Source organism: Microbacterium sp. NPDC058269, assembly GCF_042881445.1.
GTDB lineage: Bacteria > Actinomycetota > Actinomycetes > Actinomycetales > Microbacteriaceae > Microbacterium.
The window spans coordinates 634,042-650,802 of the sequence record NZ_JBHVXT010000001.1 but is presented as its reverse complement, the minus strand read 5'-3'; the positions used below and the strand labels follow the sequence as shown (position 1 = coordinate 650,802).

Annotated in this window: 19 protein-coding genes; 13 read left to right on the top strand and 6 right to left on the bottom strand. The window is 69.2% G+C overall.

Annotated elements, in window-relative coordinates:
• The first annotated feature begins 367 nt into the window (after positions 1 to 367).
• Positions 368 to 1,273, top strand: a complete 906-nt coding sequence (locus ACFVWL_RS03240; protein WP_387178397.1) for a sensor histidine kinase — start codon at positions 368 to 370, stop codon at positions 1,271 to 1,273.
• Positions 1,274 to 1,526: 253 nt separating this feature from the next.
• On the opposite strand, the gene ACFVWL_RS03235 is transcribed toward ACFVWL_RS03240, so the two are convergent.
• A complete protein-coding gene (locus ACFVWL_RS03235; RefSeq protein WP_387178394.1) occupies positions 1,527 to 2,270 on the bottom strand; it encodes a GntR family transcriptional regulator in 744 nt (247 codons plus the stop codon).
• A gap of 169 nt (positions 2,271 to 2,439) precedes the next feature.
• Here ACFVWL_RS03235 and ACFVWL_RS03230 point away from each other — a divergent pair, with 169 nt between their 5' ends.
• The 6 genes from ACFVWL_RS03230 (at position 2,440) to ACFVWL_RS03205 (ending at position 9,002) form a co-directional block, all read left to right on the top strand.
• Complete coding sequence (locus tag ACFVWL_RS03230) at positions 2,440 to 3,369, top strand: phosphate/phosphite/phosphonate ABC transporter substrate-binding protein (RefSeq protein WP_387178391.1); 930 nt, start codon at positions 2,440 to 2,442, stop codon at positions 3,367 to 3,369.
• Positions 3,370 to 3,477: 108 nt separating this feature from the next.
• Positions 3,478 to 4,308, top strand: a complete 831-nt coding sequence (phnC, locus tag ACFVWL_RS03225; RefSeq protein WP_387178389.1) for a phosphonate ABC transporter ATP-binding protein — start codon at positions 3,478 to 3,480, stop codon at positions 4,306 to 4,308.
• Positions 4,305 to 6,062 (top strand): phosphonate ABC transporter, permease protein PhnE, encoded by a 1,758-nt coding sequence (phnE, locus tag ACFVWL_RS03220; protein ID WP_387178387.1) that lies wholly within the window; start codon positions 4,305 to 4,307, stop codon positions 6,060 to 6,062. Before phnC ends, phnE begins: the two co-directional genes overlap by 4 nt.
• Entirely contained in the window at positions 6,059 to 7,198 is a 1,140-nt protein-coding gene (locus tag ACFVWL_RS03215; RefSeq protein ID WP_387178385.1) for a TIGR03364 family FAD-dependent oxidoreductase, read from the top strand. Before phnE ends, ACFVWL_RS03215 begins: the two co-directional genes overlap by 4 nt.
• Positions 7,195 to 7,902: a phosphonatase-like hydrolase gene (locus ACFVWL_RS03210; protein WP_387178382.1), complete on the top strand. Its 708-nt coding sequence runs from the start codon at positions 7,195 to 7,197 to the stop codon at positions 7,900 to 7,902. Before ACFVWL_RS03215 ends, ACFVWL_RS03210 begins: the two co-directional genes overlap by 4 nt.
• Positions 7,903 to 7,913: 11 nt before the next feature.
• On the top strand, positions 7,914 to 9,002 hold the full coding sequence (locus tag ACFVWL_RS03205) for an alcohol dehydrogenase catalytic domain-containing protein (RefSeq protein WP_387178380.1): 1,089 nt from the start codon (positions 7,914 to 7,916) through the stop codon (positions 9,000 to 9,002).
• Between the two features lie 19 nt (positions 9,003 to 9,021).
• Here the strand turns inward: ACFVWL_RS03205 and ACFVWL_RS03200 are convergent, their stop codons facing one another.
• Together ACFVWL_RS03200 and ACFVWL_RS03195 are read right to left on the bottom strand one after the other, a co-directional pair.
• Positions 9,022 to 9,600, bottom strand: coding sequence for a CinA family protein (locus ACFVWL_RS03200; RefSeq protein WP_387178377.1), 579 nt, complete (start codon positions 9,598 to 9,600; stop codon positions 9,022 to 9,024).
• A 34-nt stretch (positions 9,601 to 9,634) separates the two neighbouring features.
• The gene (locus ACFVWL_RS03195) at positions 9,635 to 10,114 is read right to left on the bottom strand and encodes an FHA domain-containing protein (RefSeq protein ID WP_387178374.1); all 480 of its coding nucleotides are present in this window, start codon (positions 10,112 to 10,114) and stop codon (positions 9,635 to 9,637) included.
• A 193-nt stretch (positions 10,115 to 10,307) separates the two neighbouring features.
• Here ACFVWL_RS03195 and ACFVWL_RS03190 point away from each other — a divergent pair, with 193 nt between their 5' ends.
• The 3 genes from ACFVWL_RS03190 (at position 10,308) to ACFVWL_RS03180 (ending at position 12,709) form a co-directional block, all read left to right on the top strand.
• Complete coding sequence (locus ACFVWL_RS03190) at positions 10,308 to 10,655, top strand: ATP-dependent DNA ligase (protein WP_387178372.1); 348 nt, start codon at positions 10,308 to 10,310, stop codon at positions 10,653 to 10,655.
• 201 nt (positions 10,656 to 10,856) lie between these two features.
• Positions 10,857 to 11,741 carry an SDR family oxidoreductase gene (locus tag ACFVWL_RS03185; protein ID WP_387178370.1) on the top strand — a complete coding sequence of 295 codons (885 nt, stop codon included), beginning with the start codon at positions 10,857 to 10,859 and terminating at the stop codon, positions 11,739 to 11,741.
• A 50-nt stretch (positions 11,742 to 11,791) separates the two neighbouring features.
• Entirely contained in the window at positions 11,792 to 12,709 is a 918-nt protein-coding gene (locus ACFVWL_RS03180) for a DMT family transporter (protein WP_387178368.1), read from the top strand.
• Here ACFVWL_RS03180 and ACFVWL_RS03175 read toward each other — a convergent pair.
• Together ACFVWL_RS03175 and ACFVWL_RS03170 are read right to left on the bottom strand one after the other, a co-directional pair.
• On the bottom strand, positions 12,681 to 13,460 hold the full coding sequence (locus tag ACFVWL_RS03175) for a YidC/Oxa1 family membrane protein insertase (protein WP_387178365.1): 780 nt from the start codon (positions 13,458 to 13,460) through the stop codon (positions 12,681 to 12,683). The two genes, ACFVWL_RS03180 and ACFVWL_RS03175, sit on opposite strands and share 29 nt — an antisense overlap.
• 66 nt (positions 13,461 to 13,526) lie before the next feature.
• The gene (locus tag ACFVWL_RS03170; RefSeq protein WP_387178364.1) at positions 13,527 to 13,799 is read right to left on the bottom strand and encodes a DUF6412 domain-containing protein; all 273 of its coding nucleotides are present in this window, start codon (positions 13,797 to 13,799) and stop codon (positions 13,527 to 13,529) included.
• 98 nt (positions 13,800 to 13,897) lie between these two features.
• On the opposite strand from ACFVWL_RS03170, the gene ACFVWL_RS03165 reads away from it, so the two are divergent.
• The 3 genes from ACFVWL_RS03165 (at position 13,898) to ACFVWL_RS03155 (ending at position 15,787) form a co-directional block, all read left to right on the top strand.
• Positions 13,898 to 14,944 carry an NAD(P)H-dependent flavin oxidoreductase gene (locus tag ACFVWL_RS03165; RefSeq protein WP_387178362.1) on the top strand — a complete coding sequence of 349 codons (1,047 nt, stop codon included), beginning with the start codon at positions 13,898 to 13,900 and terminating at the stop codon, positions 14,942 to 14,944.
• 193 nt (positions 14,945 to 15,137) lie between these two features.
• Positions 15,138 to 15,395, top strand: coding sequence for a type II toxin-antitoxin system Phd/YefM family antitoxin (locus ACFVWL_RS03160; RefSeq protein ID WP_105526303.1), 258 nt, complete (start codon positions 15,138 to 15,140; stop codon positions 15,393 to 15,395).
• On the top strand, positions 15,392 to 15,787 hold the full coding sequence (locus tag ACFVWL_RS03155) for a type II toxin-antitoxin system VapC family toxin (RefSeq protein WP_387178360.1): 396 nt from the start codon (positions 15,392 to 15,394) through the stop codon (positions 15,785 to 15,787). Before ACFVWL_RS03160 ends, ACFVWL_RS03155 begins: the two co-directional genes overlap by 4 nt.
• 30 nt (positions 15,788 to 15,817) lie before the next feature.
• Here ACFVWL_RS03155 and purU read toward each other — a convergent pair whose 3' ends face one another.
• The gene (purU, locus tag ACFVWL_RS03150; RefSeq protein WP_387178357.1) at positions 15,818 to 16,669 is read right to left on the bottom strand and encodes a formyltetrahydrofolate deformylase; all 852 of its coding nucleotides are present in this window, start codon (positions 16,667 to 16,669) and stop codon (positions 15,818 to 15,820) included.
• Positions 16,670 to 16,761: the final 92 nt, after the last annotated feature.

The following is a 16,761-nucleotide window of genomic DNA, read 5'->3' as shown; positions in this document are numbered from 1 at the left end:
CGAGAAGATGAATACAGACATCGACGAACGACTACAAAATGGAGGTGAACGTTATGTCTTTCTGGCAGCAGGTGGGCAAGCTTATCGGTCTCTACCGCTAGAGTACCTGGCGAATAGGAGATAATGAACCATGGCCTTCGACCAGTCGGCCCGGCAGTCCCGGGACTTTCTTCGGCTGAGTCGAGGTGAGCGGCTCAGCGCTATCGAGCGCATCGCGGTTCTGGCCATCGTCTCCGTCATCATCGCCCTAGACGTCCTCGGGCTCTTCACCACTCCAGGTGCGAGTCCCGTTACCTCCGTAGTGAGCATTGCGTCCACCGCAGTCCTCGCTCTCTATCTCTGGTCCCCCCTCATCGCGACATGCGCGATGGGACTCGTTTTCGGGTTGTCGTTCCTCACCGGAACGGAAACCCAGGTGCTGATCACAGCCGCGGTCGCCGCAGCTTTGGTCATGAGACTCGGTTGGACCTCACTTGTGCTGTCGTACATCGGCGGCTTCTTGGTATCGGCGACGATCATCGCCTACGGTGACTCCACCGTTCCGGTAAACGTCGGCATCTATCTCATCTTCGCCACCCTGGCGGGAGCTGTCGGGTTCGCCCTGCGGCTCGCCTTCGCCCGGGGGAGTCGACTCGAGCGCGAGCTCGAAGAGAGAGCCGAACAGGAACGGCAGGCCGTACTCGCCGAGCGACGATGGATCGCCGGTGAGCTGCACGACAGCATCGCGCACCACCTCACGGTGGTGGCGCTGCACGTGCAGATGCTCGAAGACCCTGCGACCAGCAATGACTCGCAGGAAGCGATCCGTGTCGCCGCCCGCAAGGCGATGACCGATCTCCGTTTCGTGATCGAACTCGCCGATGATGGACCGCAATCGTCCAGCGTGCAGACGGGCGACCTCGTTGCAGCGATCGACGAGGCGCAGGGCGAGTTCGAGGCCGCAGGCCATTCCGTGGCCCGCGAAGGCGACCCCGCCGATGAGCGCATCCCTCGAGCGGTCGAGATCGTCCTCGCGCGCATCATGCGCGAGTCCGCCACGAACATCCTCAAATACGCAGGGCCCGGCGAGGTGAAGATCGACCTCGCCGTAGACGACGAGGTCGCGCACCTCACTCTGCGCAGTCCCCTCCCGACGACACCGCGCCGGGAGCTCTCCTCCAGCCGCACCGGCCTCGGCCGGATGGCGGAGCGCGTCATGGGAGCGAGCGGCGAGTTCACCGCCGGCGAAGTCGATGGATTCTGGGTCGTGTCGGCCCGACTTCCGGTCGTCTGATGCTCTAGAGTGTGTGAGCACCCCTTCCACGATCCGCGAGAACCTAGACGAAAGTCTAGAGAACTCTCGACGTTCGACCCTGTGGAACGCGTTGCACTTCCCCGTAATCTGAGGGTTCCCCAGATAAAGCGTCCCCAGCGCTGCGATCGCGGGCGCGGTCTTTCTGGCTTCTGAAACACTTTGCGCGCTCGCGATCGCCTTCTGCGTTAACGGCCGATTTCTCCGGCCCCCGCCGGATGTTCCTCGTGCGCTGCTACGCGCCGACCGCGCGCATGTAGTGACCGTCGGTGGAGATCCCCGATGCGGCGACGGTGAAACGCACGACCTCGCTCAGGTACCGATCCTCCGACGCCTCGAAGATCCGCCCCTCCGCATCGCGCGATGTGCGGGTGAGACGCAGGATGGGGGTTCCGCGAGGCACGCGCAGCAGCGCGGCATCCTGATCGTCGGCGGCGACGGCATCGATCACGTGCTGCAGCGTGACGATCGGATGCCCGACCGACGAGAGGTACTCCGTGATCGAGACCTCGTCGAGGTTCACCTCGAACAGCCGCCGACCGGCGACCTCTGTGTAGTGGAGGCGCTCGAGCATGGTCGGACGTCCGTCGAGAAGACGCAGGCGCACCACGCTCACGATCGTGTCGTCCGCTCCGACCCCGAGCGCCGCCCCCAACTCGCCCGCGCGGCGCAGGCTCAGCTCCTGGGTCTGCGCGCCCGGCGCGACGCCCAGCTCCCGCGCCCAGCGCGTGAATGGCACCGAGACATCGACGGCCTGATTCGCCTTGCGAGCGACGACTCGCGCCGGGCGTCCGCGGCTGGTCTCGATCAGGCCCTCGCCGCGAAGAGCTGCGAGGGCGTTGCGGATCGGTCCTCGAGACGTGCGCCACTTCTCGGCGAGATCCGCCTCGGTCGGCACGTCGTCACCAGGACGCAGCGCGCCCGCAGTGATCTGCGCGCGAAGGTCATCGGCGATCTGGGTGTACACAGCTTCTGCCACATAGGTACATTACTTCGTCAGTCGGAACGGTGCGAGCGCGTTCTGGGAGTGTTCATCCAGAAGAATGCTGGGTAAACGAGCTCTGAACTCTTCCGAGTTAGGTACATATCTCGTCTCGTCACCTGCGAGAGTCTTCCGTGGATCACCCCTCACACCCTGAAAGGTCCTCATGAAGCTTCGCGCTCTCCCCGCCCTCGCCGGCGTCGCGCTCCTCGCCCTCGGCCTCGCCGCGTGTTCCGGTTCGGCAGATGCCGCCGGCAGCCCCGGCGCCGACGAGTCGTCCTCCGCCAGCGGATTCGCGGTCGACGAGAACACGCTCGTCTTCGGCGTCGTGCCCGACTCGGTCGACACCGAGACGAACTACCAGCCGCTCATGGACTACATCGCCGAGATCACCGGCAAGACCGTCGAGTACCACGAGTCGACCGACTACGCCGCGCTCATCGAGGCTGCGGTCGCCGGCAAGGTCGACGTCGCGTCGTTCTCCGGCTTCACCTACGTCACCGCCACCAACAACGGTGCCAAGCTCACCCCGATCTCCTCGATCGTGACCGAAGAAGGCCAGGAGCCCGGCTACTTCTCGCAGGCGATCGTCCCCGCGGGCAGCGACATCACGAGCATCGAGGACTTCAAGGGCAAGAAGGTCTGCTTCGTCGACCCGTCGTCGACTTCGGGCTACCTGTTCCCGTCGTACAACCTGCTCGAGGCCGGCATCGATCCGAAGACCGACATCACCCCTGTCTTCGCCGGCAAGCACGACGTGAGCGTCACCAAGGTCGGCGAGGGCGTCGAGTGCGAGGCGGGCTTCGCCGAGGACTCCGAGGTCGAGAAGTCGGACAAGGTGAAGGTCATCGACGAGACGATGGTCCCCGGCGCGCCGCTGGTCTACTCGTCGACGCTCCCTGACGACGTCTCGAAGAAGCTCATCGACGGCCTCTCCGAGATCACGATCGACGACATCATCGCCGCGGGCATCGAAGGCGCCGACACCGACGCCTTCCGCAGCGTGTTCTACGCCACGAAGCCGGTCGACGACGCGTACTACGACCTGATCCGCGACATCTGCAAGGAGACCGAAGCGGAGCAGTGCCAGGCCTGAGCCCGGCCTGATCCCTTCGCCTCACCCGGCGCCCTCCGTCTCCTCCGCCTCCGGCGGGCGAGACGGAGGGCACCACCGCACGACCCACGACACCACAGGAGCTACGACATGACCGCCTCGGCATCCGACGCCCTCATCCGCCTCGACGGCGTGACGAAGACCTTCGGGACGACCACCGCGCTGAAGAACGCCTCGCTCGAGGTCTCCCGCGGCGAGATCGTCGTGCTCCTCGGCCTCTCAGGCTCCGGGAAGTCGACCCTGCTGCGTCACCTCGACGGCCTCGAGATCCCCACCGCAGGCTCCGTCGAGGTGCTCGGCTCGCAGGTCCCGTCGCTGAAGGGCAGGGCCCTGCGCGACCTGCGCAGCCGCGTGGGATTCATCTTCCAGCAGTTCGAGCTCGTGCCCTCCCTCACCGTGCTCGAGAACGTGCTCACCGGTTCGCTGTCGGGTGTGCGGGGACCGCGTCTCGGGCTCTGGGGCTATTCGCGGGCATCGAAGCTCACCGCACTCGAGCACCTCGACCGTGTCGGCCTGCTCGACCGCGCCTACCAGCGCAGCGACACCCTGTCCGGCGGACAGCAGCAGCGCGTGGCCATCGCCCGTGCTCTCATGCAGAAGCCCGCGATCCTGCTCGCCGATGAGCCTGTCGCCTCGCTCGACCCCGAGTCGAGCGAACAGGTCATGGCGCTGATCCGCGAGATCGCGGCCGATGAGGGACTGACCGTCGTGTGCAGCCTGCACCAGGTCGACCTCGCGATCTCGTGGGCCGACCGCATCGTCGGCCTGCGTCACGGCGAAGTGGTGCTGGACACCCCGACGGGCGACCTCACCAAGGCCGAGGTCATGGAGATCTACGGCCGCGTCGCCACCACGACCGCCGAGATCCGTGCCGTGGCTGAGGAGCTCGTGGAGGCGGCGGCGCAGGTGGCCGCATCATGACGGCGCTCGATTCCGCGACGGATGCAGCCACACGCGGCCGTGGCCCGGCGGCTCAGGGAGGCGGACGCAGCGTTGCGGAGCGCGCTCCGAAGCGCCCGATCTCGCCCGAGCGGATCGCGGCATCACTCACGCTCGTCGCCCTCGTGGTGCTCGGCATCCTCGCCGTCCGCGACGTCGACATCTCCATCCCGGCGATGGTGCAGAGCTGGGGCAACGCCGAGAACTTCATGGCTCGCGTCGGCGGCCTCACCTTCCCGGCCCCGGGCGACCTCGCGTGGCTGATCGCCCTCACCGTGGGTCTCGTGCTCGTGGGCACGCTGCTCGCCGCCGTGCTGTCGGTGCCGATCGCCTACCTCGCCGCCTCCAACACCACTCCGGGGAACGGATGGCGAGCCGCCGCACGGTTCATCGGCGTGCTCACCCGTGCGCTCCCCGACGTGGTTCTCGCGATGGCGTTCGTGCTGATGTTCTCGCTCGGTACGCTTCCCGGCATCCTGGCCATCGGCATCCACTCGATCGGCATGATCTCGAAGATGTTCGCCGACGCGATCGAGCAGATCGACGAAGGTCCCCGCCTCGCCATCCGGGCCGCCGGCGGATCGAAGATGCAGGAGTTCGCATCCGGCATCCTGCCGCAGGTGCTGCCGAGCTGGGTGGCCACCGTGCTGCACCGCAACGACATCAACCTGCGCGGCAGCGTGGTGCTCGGCTACGTCGGAGTCGCCGGTCTCGGCCTCGAGATGTCGTATGCATTCAAGTCGCTCAACTACGGCAAGGGCCTGGGCATCGCCCTGGTGATCTTCATCCTCTGCGTCGTGATGGAGATCGTCTCGAGCATGGTCCGCGGCGCGATGCTGGGCGAGCAGAAGCACACGCGCTCGTGGATCGACAGGATTCTGCATCCGCGTCTCGGCTCGAACGCCGCCGCGGCACCCGTCGGTCGTCCCGCCTGGGCCGCGAGCCCGCAGACGGCCGTGCGTCGCCCCTGGACCGCGCAGCGCGTGCGCCACACCATCGCCGGCGTCATCGCCGTGCTCGTGGTGGTCGGCAGCGTCGTGGTCAGCCAGATCAACTGGATGGATCTCATCACCTTCTGGGCGAAACTGCCCGAGGTCGCGGCGAAGTTCTGGCCGCCCTCGTTCGGCAACTACGACGCGAGCGCGATGTTCCAGGCGATGCGCGAGACCGTCGCGATCGCTCTCGCCGCCACGGTGCTCACCCTGCTCCCGTCGCTGCTGCTCGGCTCGCTCGCCGCCCGCAACGTCGCTCCGAGCTCGGGTGCACGAGGGACCGCACGACTCCTGCTCGTCGGCATCCGTGGCATCCCGGAGCTGATCCTCGCGATCGTGCTCGTGGTCATCACGGGTCTCGGTGCGCAGGCCGGCGTCATCGCCCTCGCGATCGGCGGCATCGGACTGCTCGGAAAGCTCATCGCCGACTCGTTCGAAGAGGTGGACCGCGGACCGGAGCGCGCACTGCGCGCGGTGGGCGCGACTCGTCTGCAGACCTACACCTCGGCCACCGTGCCGCAGGGCATACAGGCGCTGATCGGCCACAGCTTCTACATGCTCGACACGAACATCCGCGCGGCGACGATCCTCGGCATCGTCGGCGGCGGCGGTGTCGGGTACTACCTGCTCAACGCCAGCCAGGGCTCGCGCTACGAGACCGTGACGGCGATCGTGCTGATGATCCTCGCCACCGTGCTCGTGGTCGAAGGGCTCGCCATGTGGATGCGGAAGGTGTTCCGATGAATCGCGCTCACGACACGGCAGACGTGGTCGTCGTCGGCTCAGGGATCGTCGGTCTCGGCGCGGCATATGCGGCGGTCCGGCGCGGGCTGCGCGTGATCGTCGTCGACCGCACCGACTCGCCGGTCGGCGCCACGATCCGCAACTTCGGGCACCTCTGCATCGGTGCCCAGGGTGGAGAAGCCCGTCGCTACGCCGACGTCTCTCGCGAACTGTGGCTGCGCCTCTCGCAGGACGCGGGCTTCTGGCTGCGCGAATCGGGAACGCTGGTCGCCGCCAGGCACGACGACGAGATGGCCGTGCTGGAAGCCGCGTCCCGCGATGGCGGGATCCGGATGCTGGAGGCCACCGAACTCCTGCGCCTCGCGCCGTTGCGCGCCGAGGGCCTCGTGGGCGGCGCGCACATCGAGAGCGACCTGCAGACCGATCCCCGCACGGCCGCCGACGCGATCGTGCGGTACCTGGCGGAGGTGGGTGTGGACTTCCGCTTCCGCACCGCCGTGACCGCGGTCGGAGCGGGCCGGGTGGAGACCACCCGCGGTGCCATCAGCTGCCAGAACGTGGTCGTCGCGGTGAACCACGACATCGACCAGCTTCTGCCCGAGGTCGCCGAACGGCACGGGATCGTCCGCTGCGCGCTCGACATGATGCGGGCGGCCGTGTCGTTCCGTCATCCGCTGGCCGCACCGCTGCTCACCGGCTGGTCGCTCGTGCGCTACGGACGATTCTCCGATGGGGCGGAGGCCATCGCGCTGCGGGAACGCCTGCACGCCGAGCGTCCCGACCTCGCCGCGATCGACCTCAACCAGATGTACACGCAGCTCCCCGACGGGACGCTCATCATCGGCGACTCGCACTCCACCGCTGTCGCCCCTGTGCCGTTCCAGCCCGAAGCTGCGTTCACCGCGTTCCTCACCGAGGCGGAGGCGCTGTTCGATGCACCGGCGCCCCGAGTGATCGAGCGCTGGCAGGGCGTGTACGCCAAGGGGCAGCAGGAGTTCCTGATCGACCGGGGCGACGACGGCGTCCTGGTGCTCGCCGCGACGACCGGCATCGGGATGACCACGGGCCTGGGCCTTGCCGAAGAGAATCTCGCCGCCGCCTTCGGGTGGGCGGCAGCAATGGAAGGAACATCATGACCACTCCTCTCGAACTCGTCGTCCTCGACATGGCGGGGACCACGGTGCTCGACGACGGCGTCGTGGAGCAGGCATTCCAGCGCGCCGCCGAGCGCACCGGCGTCGCCGACCGGATGCCCTGGGACGAGGCGCTCGACCACGTGCGCGTGACCATGGGGCAGTCGAAGATCGATGTCTTCACACACCTCGCCGGCGGCGACTCCGAGGCCGCAGCACGCGCCACGGCGGCCTTCGAGGGCGCGTACGCCGAGATCGTCTCCGAGCAGGGCGTCTCCGAGATCCCCGGCGCCGCCGACGCGATCCAGGGGCTGAAGGATGCCGGGCTGAAGGTCGTGCTCACCACCGGCTTCGCCCCGGTCACCCGTGACGCCCTGATCGACGGCCTCGGCTGGCAGGACCTGATCGACCTCGCGCTGTCGCCTGTCGACGCCGGTCGCGGACGCCCGGCACCCGACCTCGTGCTCGCGGCGCTGCTGCGCACGCAGACCTCTTCGGTGCAGGCGGTCGCGGTGGCCGGAGACACGGTGAGTGACGTCGAGTCGGGGCGTCGGGCCGGTGCCGGCTTCGTGGCGGGCGTGCTGACCGGCGCGCACGATCGTCCGGCGCTGAGCACCGCGGGCGCAGACGCCGTGCTGAGCGATGTCACCGCGTTGCGCGGTGTGCTCGTCCAGCGCGAACTGCTCCCGCTCGTCGCCACCTCCTGAGAGATCTCGACATGGGAACGCTGCTGATCCGTCCACCCGGCCACCGGAGGGACGTCGCGCTGCGCCCGGCGGCGACCGCGATGGTCTGGATCGGCGAAGGTCACCCGCACGAGACGATCGCGGTGCCGGGCGTCGCGCTCGCCGACGGCGATGTGCTCGTGGCGGTCGAGATGTCGACGATCTGCGGCTCCGACGTGCATACGGTGCAGGGCCGCCGCTCCGCTCCAACGCCCCTGGTGCTCGGCCACGAGAGCGTCGGACGGGTCATCGCGACCGGTGACACCGGGGCACTCACCGTCGACGGCAGCCCGCTGCGGATCGGAGACCGGGTGGTCTGGTCGGTGACGGTGTCGTGCGCGAGCTGCGACCGGTGCCTGCAGGGGATGCCGCAGAAGTGCCGCGACCTGGGGAAGTACGGGCATGACCGCGTCGGGGCGCACGGCGATCTCACCGGAGCATTCGCGAGCCACGTGCAGCTGAGGGAGGGGACGGCCATCGTGCGCGTGCCCGAGGCACTCCCTGCCGCCGTGCTCGCCCCCGCATCGTGCGCGACGGCGACCGCCTGGGCCGCGGTGGCGAGGGCGGCGAAGGACCGTGACCTCGACGGAGCGCGCGTACGGATCCACGGTGCGGGGCTGGTCGGACTCTCTGCCGCGGCCATCGCCGCCGAGCAGGGCGCGACCGTCGAGGTGCTCGACCCCAACCCGGAGCGACGTGCGCTCGCCGCCCGCTTCGGCGCCACGAATCTCGACCGCGAGCCCGACGTCGTGATCGAGGCGTCAGGGCATGCCGTGGGCGATGCTCTCGTCGGTGTCGCGGTCGGGGGAACCGTGGTGCTCGTCGGCAGCGTGTTCCCGGCCGACCCGGTGCCGTTCGACGCCGAGAGCATCGTGCGGCGTCTGGTCACGGTCGCCGGCATCCACAACTACGCGGGGGCCGAACTCGCGGAAGCCGTGGCCTTCCTCGCCGGACGTGGGCGGGCCTACCCGTTCGCGGACGCGGTCGGCGCGGTGCGCGGACTCTTCGAGATCGATGCGGCGCTGGTGGAGGCCGCCGCCCCGGGTGCTCCCCTGCGGATCGGACTCGTTCCGGGCCAGTGAGCCGCCCGGAGCGCAGGTCCTAGCCGTCGTTCTCCTGACCTCGTCGGGGACCGAGGGGGCGCAGCCCCTCCGCGTGGAAGGCGAGCAGGCGGACCGCGGCATCGACGGTCGCGGCGAGGACATCTTCGGGGTCGCCGACCAGGGCGAGCTTCCGATGACCCGCATCGTCGGCTGTGGCCCAACCCAGGTAGACGGTCCCCGCGGGATGGCCACCCTGCGGCTCGGGGCCTCCGACGCCGGTGGTCGACACCGCGAGGTCGGCGTCGAACAGGCGCCGCGCGCCCGCGGCGAGCTGCTCGGCACATGCGGCGGAGCACGGATCCGTTCCGGGCGTCAGCCCGAGCACGCGCTCCTTGACGTCGGTGAGGTAGGCGACGAGGCCCCCGGCGAACCAGTCCGAAGCGTCTTCACCGGCGCCGATCGTGTGCGCGAGCATGCCGGAGGTGAGCGACTCCGCCACTCCCAGCCGCAGTCGTCGCTCGGTGGCGAGTTCGCTCAACCGGGCGATGTAGCTCTCCGAGTCGGTCTCGCCCGTCGCTTCGATCTCGACGCCGCCCGGGGAGTCGAGATCGTCGAGGGAGTCGTCGTGCACGGTCACCGCGAGATGCTCTCCAGGGTCGTGCCCGTCGCGATCATCGCTCTTCGCCCTCGTCGTAGTCGGGACGGGGAGGTTGCAGAGGCTGGTCGGAGTACTCGCCGCCCTTGCGTCCGCCGTACGGTCGTCCGTGGTCGGCGAACTCGTCGCGCGCGAACACCAGGGTCCACGGGCCCGCGGTGAAGTGCGCGCCCGTGCGCAGCGTCTCTGAGTCCTCGTCGACGTGGGTCGCATCCACCCCGAGGCTCGCGTTCGTCTCGCCTTCGCCGTGCATCGTCAGCACGTACTCGTCGCGGTCGTCGTGCGTGATCGTGGCGTGAACGGGGTCGGTGTCGGGCAAGCGGAGTTCGTTGCCTTCGGCCGAGCCGACCCGCACCACGTCGTCGCTCAGTGCGAACTCGGTGCGTTCGTCGTCCCTGGTGATGCGCAGTCGCGGGTTGCCCGCGCCCCATTGGGCATGCGTGGTGGTCGGCGTGTAGCCCTCGTCGGGACGGTCGTCGATGTGTCGGTCGTTCATGGCATTGCCCTTCTCGAGTTCGAGTGATCCCGAGGCTAGGCTTCGGTCGATGTCTCGCCGAGGGGGTTGACTTCGGCACGCAGAGTCGGCATCGGGCACGGGCGCAGGCCGAGAGGCGGTATCGGGCGGCGGAGTGCGCGAGAATGGATCGAAGCCGTCGTCTCGGCCAGGCAGCGACCAAGGAGCACCACCAATGGGAAAGTTCGTCTACGAAGGCGGCGTGAAGACCGAGATCGAGGACCGCGCCCTCACCCACCTGCAGCTCGTCATCACCGCGAAGCTGCGGCGCGGAGAGCCCTTCCCGTTCAGCTGGCGTGAAGACGCGAGCGTGGGCGGCGGGCGCACCACCGTGTGGATCCAGCCCGGCAGCTCGCTCGTGTTCAAATACTTCGGCAGCCGCCAGCCTTCCATCAACCGTGCCTGGATCGAGGCGCTGGCGTTCACGGCGAACGCTCCGAGCGGCCTCTACCTCGTTCCTGAGCCGGCCGAGGCGGGTGCCGAACCCGGCGTCGGAGAGGTCCCGGTCACCCCTCCGCTCTGACCTCGGGGCTCTCCTCGAGACGCATCGACATCATCGAGACCCACCGTGGACGTCCGTCCGCCGGTGGGTCTCTTCGTTGCGGGGCGGTCGACGACGCCCTGTCCGCCGGCCTGGGCTGTCAACCCCCTGACGGAGGAGGGGCGGATCAGGGAGTGTGGGTCTCGTACGACGACACGTTCGACGAGATGAGGAGGATCGGCCATGACCGACGACACCACCGACCCCCGGCACGCGCACCGCGAGGAGGGCTTTCCCGCACAGCACCAGGATCAGCCGGGACTGACCGAGGAGACCCGCCCGGAACCCGACCACGGTGAGCGGACCTACGTCGGCCACGGTCGCCTCGAAGGACGCCGCGCACTCATCACGGGCGGAGACTCGGGCATCGGGCGGGCCGTCGCGATCGCCTTCGCGCGTGAGGGCGCAGACGTCGCGATCGCGCACATGCCCGAGGAGCAGGACGACGCGGAGGACACGCTCGCCCTGGTCCGTGAGACCGGACGCACCGGCGTGGGCTTCGCCGGTGACCTGCGCGATGAGGCGTTCGCGACCGAGATCGTCGCGAAGACGCGGAGTGAGCTCGGCGGACTCGACGTGCTCGTGCTCAACGCCGGCTACCAGCACGACATCGATGGCTTCGAGACCCTGGAGACGGAGCGGATGCGCCGGGTGTTCGACACGAACCTGGCCGGCCTGCTGTTCTCGGCGCGGGCTGCCTACCCCGACCTCGAGCCCGGTGCGAGCATCATCGTGACCGCTTCCGTCCAGGCCTACAACCCCTCGCCGGGACTCATCGACTACGCCATGACCAAGGCCGCGCAGGTGGCGTTCGTGAAGGCGCTCGCCGAGGAGGCGGGACCCCGGGGCATCCGGGTCAACGCCGTCGCACCCGGCCCGATCTGGACCCCCTTGATCCCGGCGACCGGGTGGGACGCGGAGCGGCTGGCGACCTTCGGCGACGACACTCCGCTCGGGCGGGCAGGACAGCCGGCGGAGCTGGCCGGGACCTATGTGTACCTGGCGTCGACCGAGTCGTCGTACACTTCCGGCTCGGTCATCGCGGTCACGGGCGGCAAGGCCCTCTGAGTCGAGCATGGGCGGCGGTTCCGGCAGGGGCCGCCGCCTAAGCTTGTCTGGTGCAGAAGCCCGCCGCGTCCAGTCCCCTCGTGGGGGTCGCGCTCGTCATCGGCTCCTGCCTCTCGCTTCCCTTCGGCGCCGCGGTCGCCGCCCAGCTGTTCCCGGTGCTGGGGCCATGGGGCGTGACCTCGCTGCGCGTCGCGATCGCCGCGATCCTGCTCGTCGTCATCGTGCGACCGCGACCGGGGAAGTGGACCCGTCCGCAGTGGTTCGCCGCCGTGCTCTTCGGCGTCTCGCTCGCCGCGATGAACGGCTTCTTCTACGCCGCGATCGATCGCATCCCGCTGGGGCCCGCCGTCGCGATCGAGTTCCTCGGGCCGCTCGTGCTCGCTGCGGTGCTCACCCGGAAGGCCGCGGACTTCGCCTGGGTCGGCGTGGCCCTCCTCGGCATGGTCGTGCTGGGCATCGACGGGCTGATCGGCGCCGAGCCGCTCGACCCGCTCGGGGTGGTGTTCATCCTCATCGCCGCCGGGTTCTGGGTCATGTACATCCGGATGAGCGCCCGTGTCGGCGCCCTCATCCCAGGCAGCAGCGGCCTGGCAATGGGCCTCGTGGTCGCTGCCGTGCTGCTCATCCCGGTCGGCATCCCGGCCGCATCGACGGTGGCGATGGATCCGCAGCTCCTGCTGCTCGCGGCGATCACCGCGGTGCTGTCGTCGGTCATCCCCTACAGCTTCGAGCTCGCGGCGCTGCGCCGTCTGCCGCAGCGGGTGTTCGGTGTGCTGCTGAGCCTGGAACCCGCGTTCGCCACCCTCGCCGGGTGGCTCATCCTCGGCCAGGATGCGACGCCGCTGCGGCTGCTGGCCGTCGCCCTCGTGATCGCCGCGAGCGTCGGCACCACGCTCGGCGTGCGGAGGGACCGCCGCGACGGCGGCCCCTCCGGTCCCTTCACTGCGCCGATACCGCTGCCTGACTGACGGCCGGCGCCGGCAGAGGGAACCGCCGACGCAGGATCACGCGCTGCACGAGCGTCCACACCACGGTGACCGTGAGGTACAACGCGGCGGCGAGCGGCACGAACGCGGCGAACACCGCTGTCAGATAGTGCATCGCCGAGACGAGGCGCAGCATGGCGGGGGAGTTCATCGGCGAATCGTCGCCCTCGACCGGGGTCGGGCGGAACACGCGGCGGGTGACCTCGGCGACCGTGATCATCACCGCCAGCAGCACGCCGAACACCAGGAACGTGGACCCAGTGGCCGTGCCTCCGAAGAGGGCAGACACCAGGCTCGTGCCCAGCGGGGCGCCGAAAAGATCATGGGCGAGCAGTTCGTTCGGGTGGCCGGCGATCTCCGGACGCAGGAACAGCGTGTAGAGGATGCCGACGACGGGCGCCTGCGCCAACACCGGGAGCATCCCGGCGAACGGCGAGGTGTTCTCGGCGCGGTACAGCGCCATCGTCTCTTTCTGCAGGCGCTCGGGGTTCTTCTTGTGGCGGCGCTGCAGCTCGCGCAGCTTCGGGGCGAGGCGTGCCCTGGTCTGCTCGGCCTTGGCCTGGGAGATGCCGACGGGGATGAGCAGCGCCCGCACCAGCAGGGTGACGAGCACGACCGCGAGAGCGGCGGCCGAAGCACCGGCGAGGGGAGTGAGAAGGTCGGAGAGTCCGGTCAGCGCGCCGTAAGCGGCATCGAGGAGGGCGGCGAGGGGCGGGAAGGCGAAGATGTCCATGGAAGTGTCCGTTCGTGGGGTCGGGAAGGGTCGGCGAAGGCCGCGCGGTCCCGTCGAGTGAACGGACTACGCGGCGGTCGCGACTCCCGGCGCCCGCGGGCGGGGGTGGCCGGCGGCATCAGGATCGCTCTGCGTGAGGAGGGTGCCGATATCGATGGCCCGCAGCGGATGCGGGGCGTCGGCGGTGGCTTCGGGGCGCACGCTCAGCACGATGGCGAGCGTGAGCGCGGTCACGGCGAGCAGCGCGATCGCGAGGCCGAGAGCTGCCGCGTCGGGCATCGAGACGAGACCGAGCGCGGTCGCGACGAAGCTCAGCATCTGCCCGAACCACTCGCTCATGTGCGCGCTCCCTCCTGCGACGAGAGTATCACCGGGGCCTGCGCGTCGGACCGTCACGGTCGGCCTCGAGGGTGCGCCGCGGGGCGTAACGTCGAAGCATGAGTGACCTTCGCGCCCTGCTCGGGATCGAGCATCCGATCATCCTCGGTCCGTTCGGCGGACTCTCCTCCACCACGCTCACCGCCGCGGTGAGCAACGCGGGCGGACTGGGATCATTCGGCCTGTACGGCTACGACGCCGCCCGCATCCGCGCGATCGGGGCCGACCTGCACGCTCTGACCGACCGTCCATTCGCGGTGAACATCTGGCTCCCCACGGGTGATGAGGTCGAGCCGAACCCGCAGCACATGATCTTCGCCCAGGCCTTGCAGCCGTTCTACGAGGCGGTCGGCGTCGACGTGCCCGCCCGCCCGGAGCGGTATATCCCGTCGCTCGATGAGCAGTTGGAGGCGATCTGGGAGATCGAGCCCACCGTGCTCAGCGTGGTGTTCGGGGTGCCGTCGGATGCCCTGGTCGACGAGGCCCACAGCCGCGGCATCCGGATCGTCGGCACGGCGACCACCGTGGCCGAGGCGGTGGCGCTCGCCGCTGCCGGAGTGGACGCCGTGGTCGCGACCGGTGCGGAGGCCGCCGGGCATCGGGTGTCGTTCCTGCGCCCTGCCGAGGATTCGCTCGTCGGGACGTTCGCGCTGGTGCCGCAGGTGGTCGATGCGGTCGACGTTCCCGTGATCGCGGCCGGAGGTATCGCGGACCGGCGTGGAGTGGCCGCGGCATTCGCGCTGGGGGCCGCCGGCGTGCAGGTCGGGACGGCGTTCCTCGCGACCTCGGAGTCGGCTGCCACCGCGGCGCACCGCGACGCGATCCGCTCGACCGCCGCGGACGAGACCGTGCTGACGCGCGCGATGAGCGGACGCCTGGCCCGAGGCAGACGCAACCGCGCCGTGCGGGCGATCGAGGCGAGCGGCACGATCGCCCAGTTCCCGATGCAGAACTGGCTCACCGGACGCTTCCGTACCGCGGCCGGTGAGCAGAACCTCGGCGAGCTGCAATCGCTGTGGATGGGTCAGGCCGCCCCGCTCGTGCAGTACGACACCGCCGCCGAGGTGTTCGCGGAGCTGGTGGCGGGGGTTCCGGTAGCTCCCTGACGCTCGCTCGGCTTCGTTCCGGTCGCACTTCCTGCCGCGCTGACGGCCTGGGGGCGACGGGAACTGCGACCGGAGCGGAGGGTGCGGGCCGGCGCGGAGGGTGCGGATGGGAGCGGGGGCGTGGCAGCGGGTGGAGTGGGTGTGGGCGTTCCGGTCTCTTGCTCCTAGCCAGCTAGATGGCTATCATGGCCAGATGAGCAGTCACAACGTTCTCGAGGCGCGCAACAGTCTGTCGCGGCTGATCGCGGACTCTCAGGCGGGCGAAGACGTCGTCATCACCAAGCGCGGGAAGCCGGTGGCGAAGCTCGTGCCGATCGGGCCGGTCGACCTGGTGCGCAGTGGACGGCTCCTCGTGGAGTGGATCGAGCAGGACCCGCTGCCTCGGCGCCTCTCTCGCTCCGCCGCCGAACTCGATGCCCAGATCGCCGAAAGCCGGGACTCCTGGGAATGATCTATCTGGATTCCTGCATCCTGATCTACGCGATCGAAGACGAGGGGCCCCGGGGTATCGCAGTCCAAGACGCGCTCCGAGAGGTCGACGTAACGGTGGCATCGAGTCCGCTTGCTCTTCACGAATGTCTGGTCGGCCCTTTGCGCGAACGCAATCCCGAGTTGCGAGACCGCTATCTCGCGATGTTCGAACGGCTTGAGGAGGTGGACCTGGATGCTGCGGTCTTCGTCCGCTCGGCCGAGCTGCGCGCCGACTTCGGGGTGAAGACGCCTGACGCCGTGCACCTCGCTGCAGCTCAGATCGCCGGCTGCACCGAGCTGTGGACGAATGACAGACGCCTCGCCGCTGCTTCCCACGGGCTCGCGGTCGACATCCTCGGCGTCCGCGCCTGAGGTCCCACTCCGGAGCCCGACGGGGCGGCTCTAGAGGATGACCGTGGACTTGCCGTGCACGATCACGCGGTCCTCGGCATGCCACTGCACCGCCCGCGCGAGCACCAGGCGTTCGACGTCGGCACCGCGGCTCTGAAGCTCTGCGGCCGACTCGGAGTGGGTCACGCGCGTGACGTCCTGCTCGATGATCGGCCCCTCGTCGAGGTCGGCCGTCGCATAGTGCGCGGTCGCGCCGATCAGCTTGACGCCGCGGTCCTTGGCGCGCGCGTACGGGTTCGCGCCGATGAAGGCGGGCAGGAACGAGTGGTGGATGTTGATCACCGGGGCCTCGAGGCGGGTGATGAAGTCGTCGGTGAGGATCTGCATGTAGCGGGCGAGCACGACGAGGTCGACGTTGCCGCGCAGCAGCTCGAGCTGACGCTCCTCCATGGCGACCTTGTCACCCGAGGGGATGTGCACAAACGGCACACCGAACGATCGCACCGCTTCGGCGAGGTCGGGGTGGTTGGAGACGACCATGGTGACGTCGATGTCGAGCTGCCCGCGCTGCGTGCGCCACAGCAGCTCCATCAGGCAGTGGTCGTACTTCGAGACGAAGATCGCGACGCGCTTGCGACGGGCGACGTCGTGCAGCGACCAGTCCATGCCGAAGCGCTCGGCGACGGCCGCGATGTCGGCTTCGAGCGCCGGGCGCGCGGCCGAGAGCCCGTCGAGGTGGATGACGGTGCGCTGGAAGAAGCGTCCGCCCTCGGAATCCGTCGAGTGCTGGTCGAGCGAGATGATGTTCGCCCCGTGCTGAGCGAGCACTCCGGCGACGGCGGCGACGATGCCGGGCTGGTCGTCGCAGGCGATGAGCAGGCGGGCGGTATCGGGCTGAGACATGGGGGCTCCTCGAGGGTGTGCATCGATTCTGCCGTGGATGCGCCGAGCGGGCGAATCGCCGAACATCACCCGCTGCGCTGCAACCGCGCGGC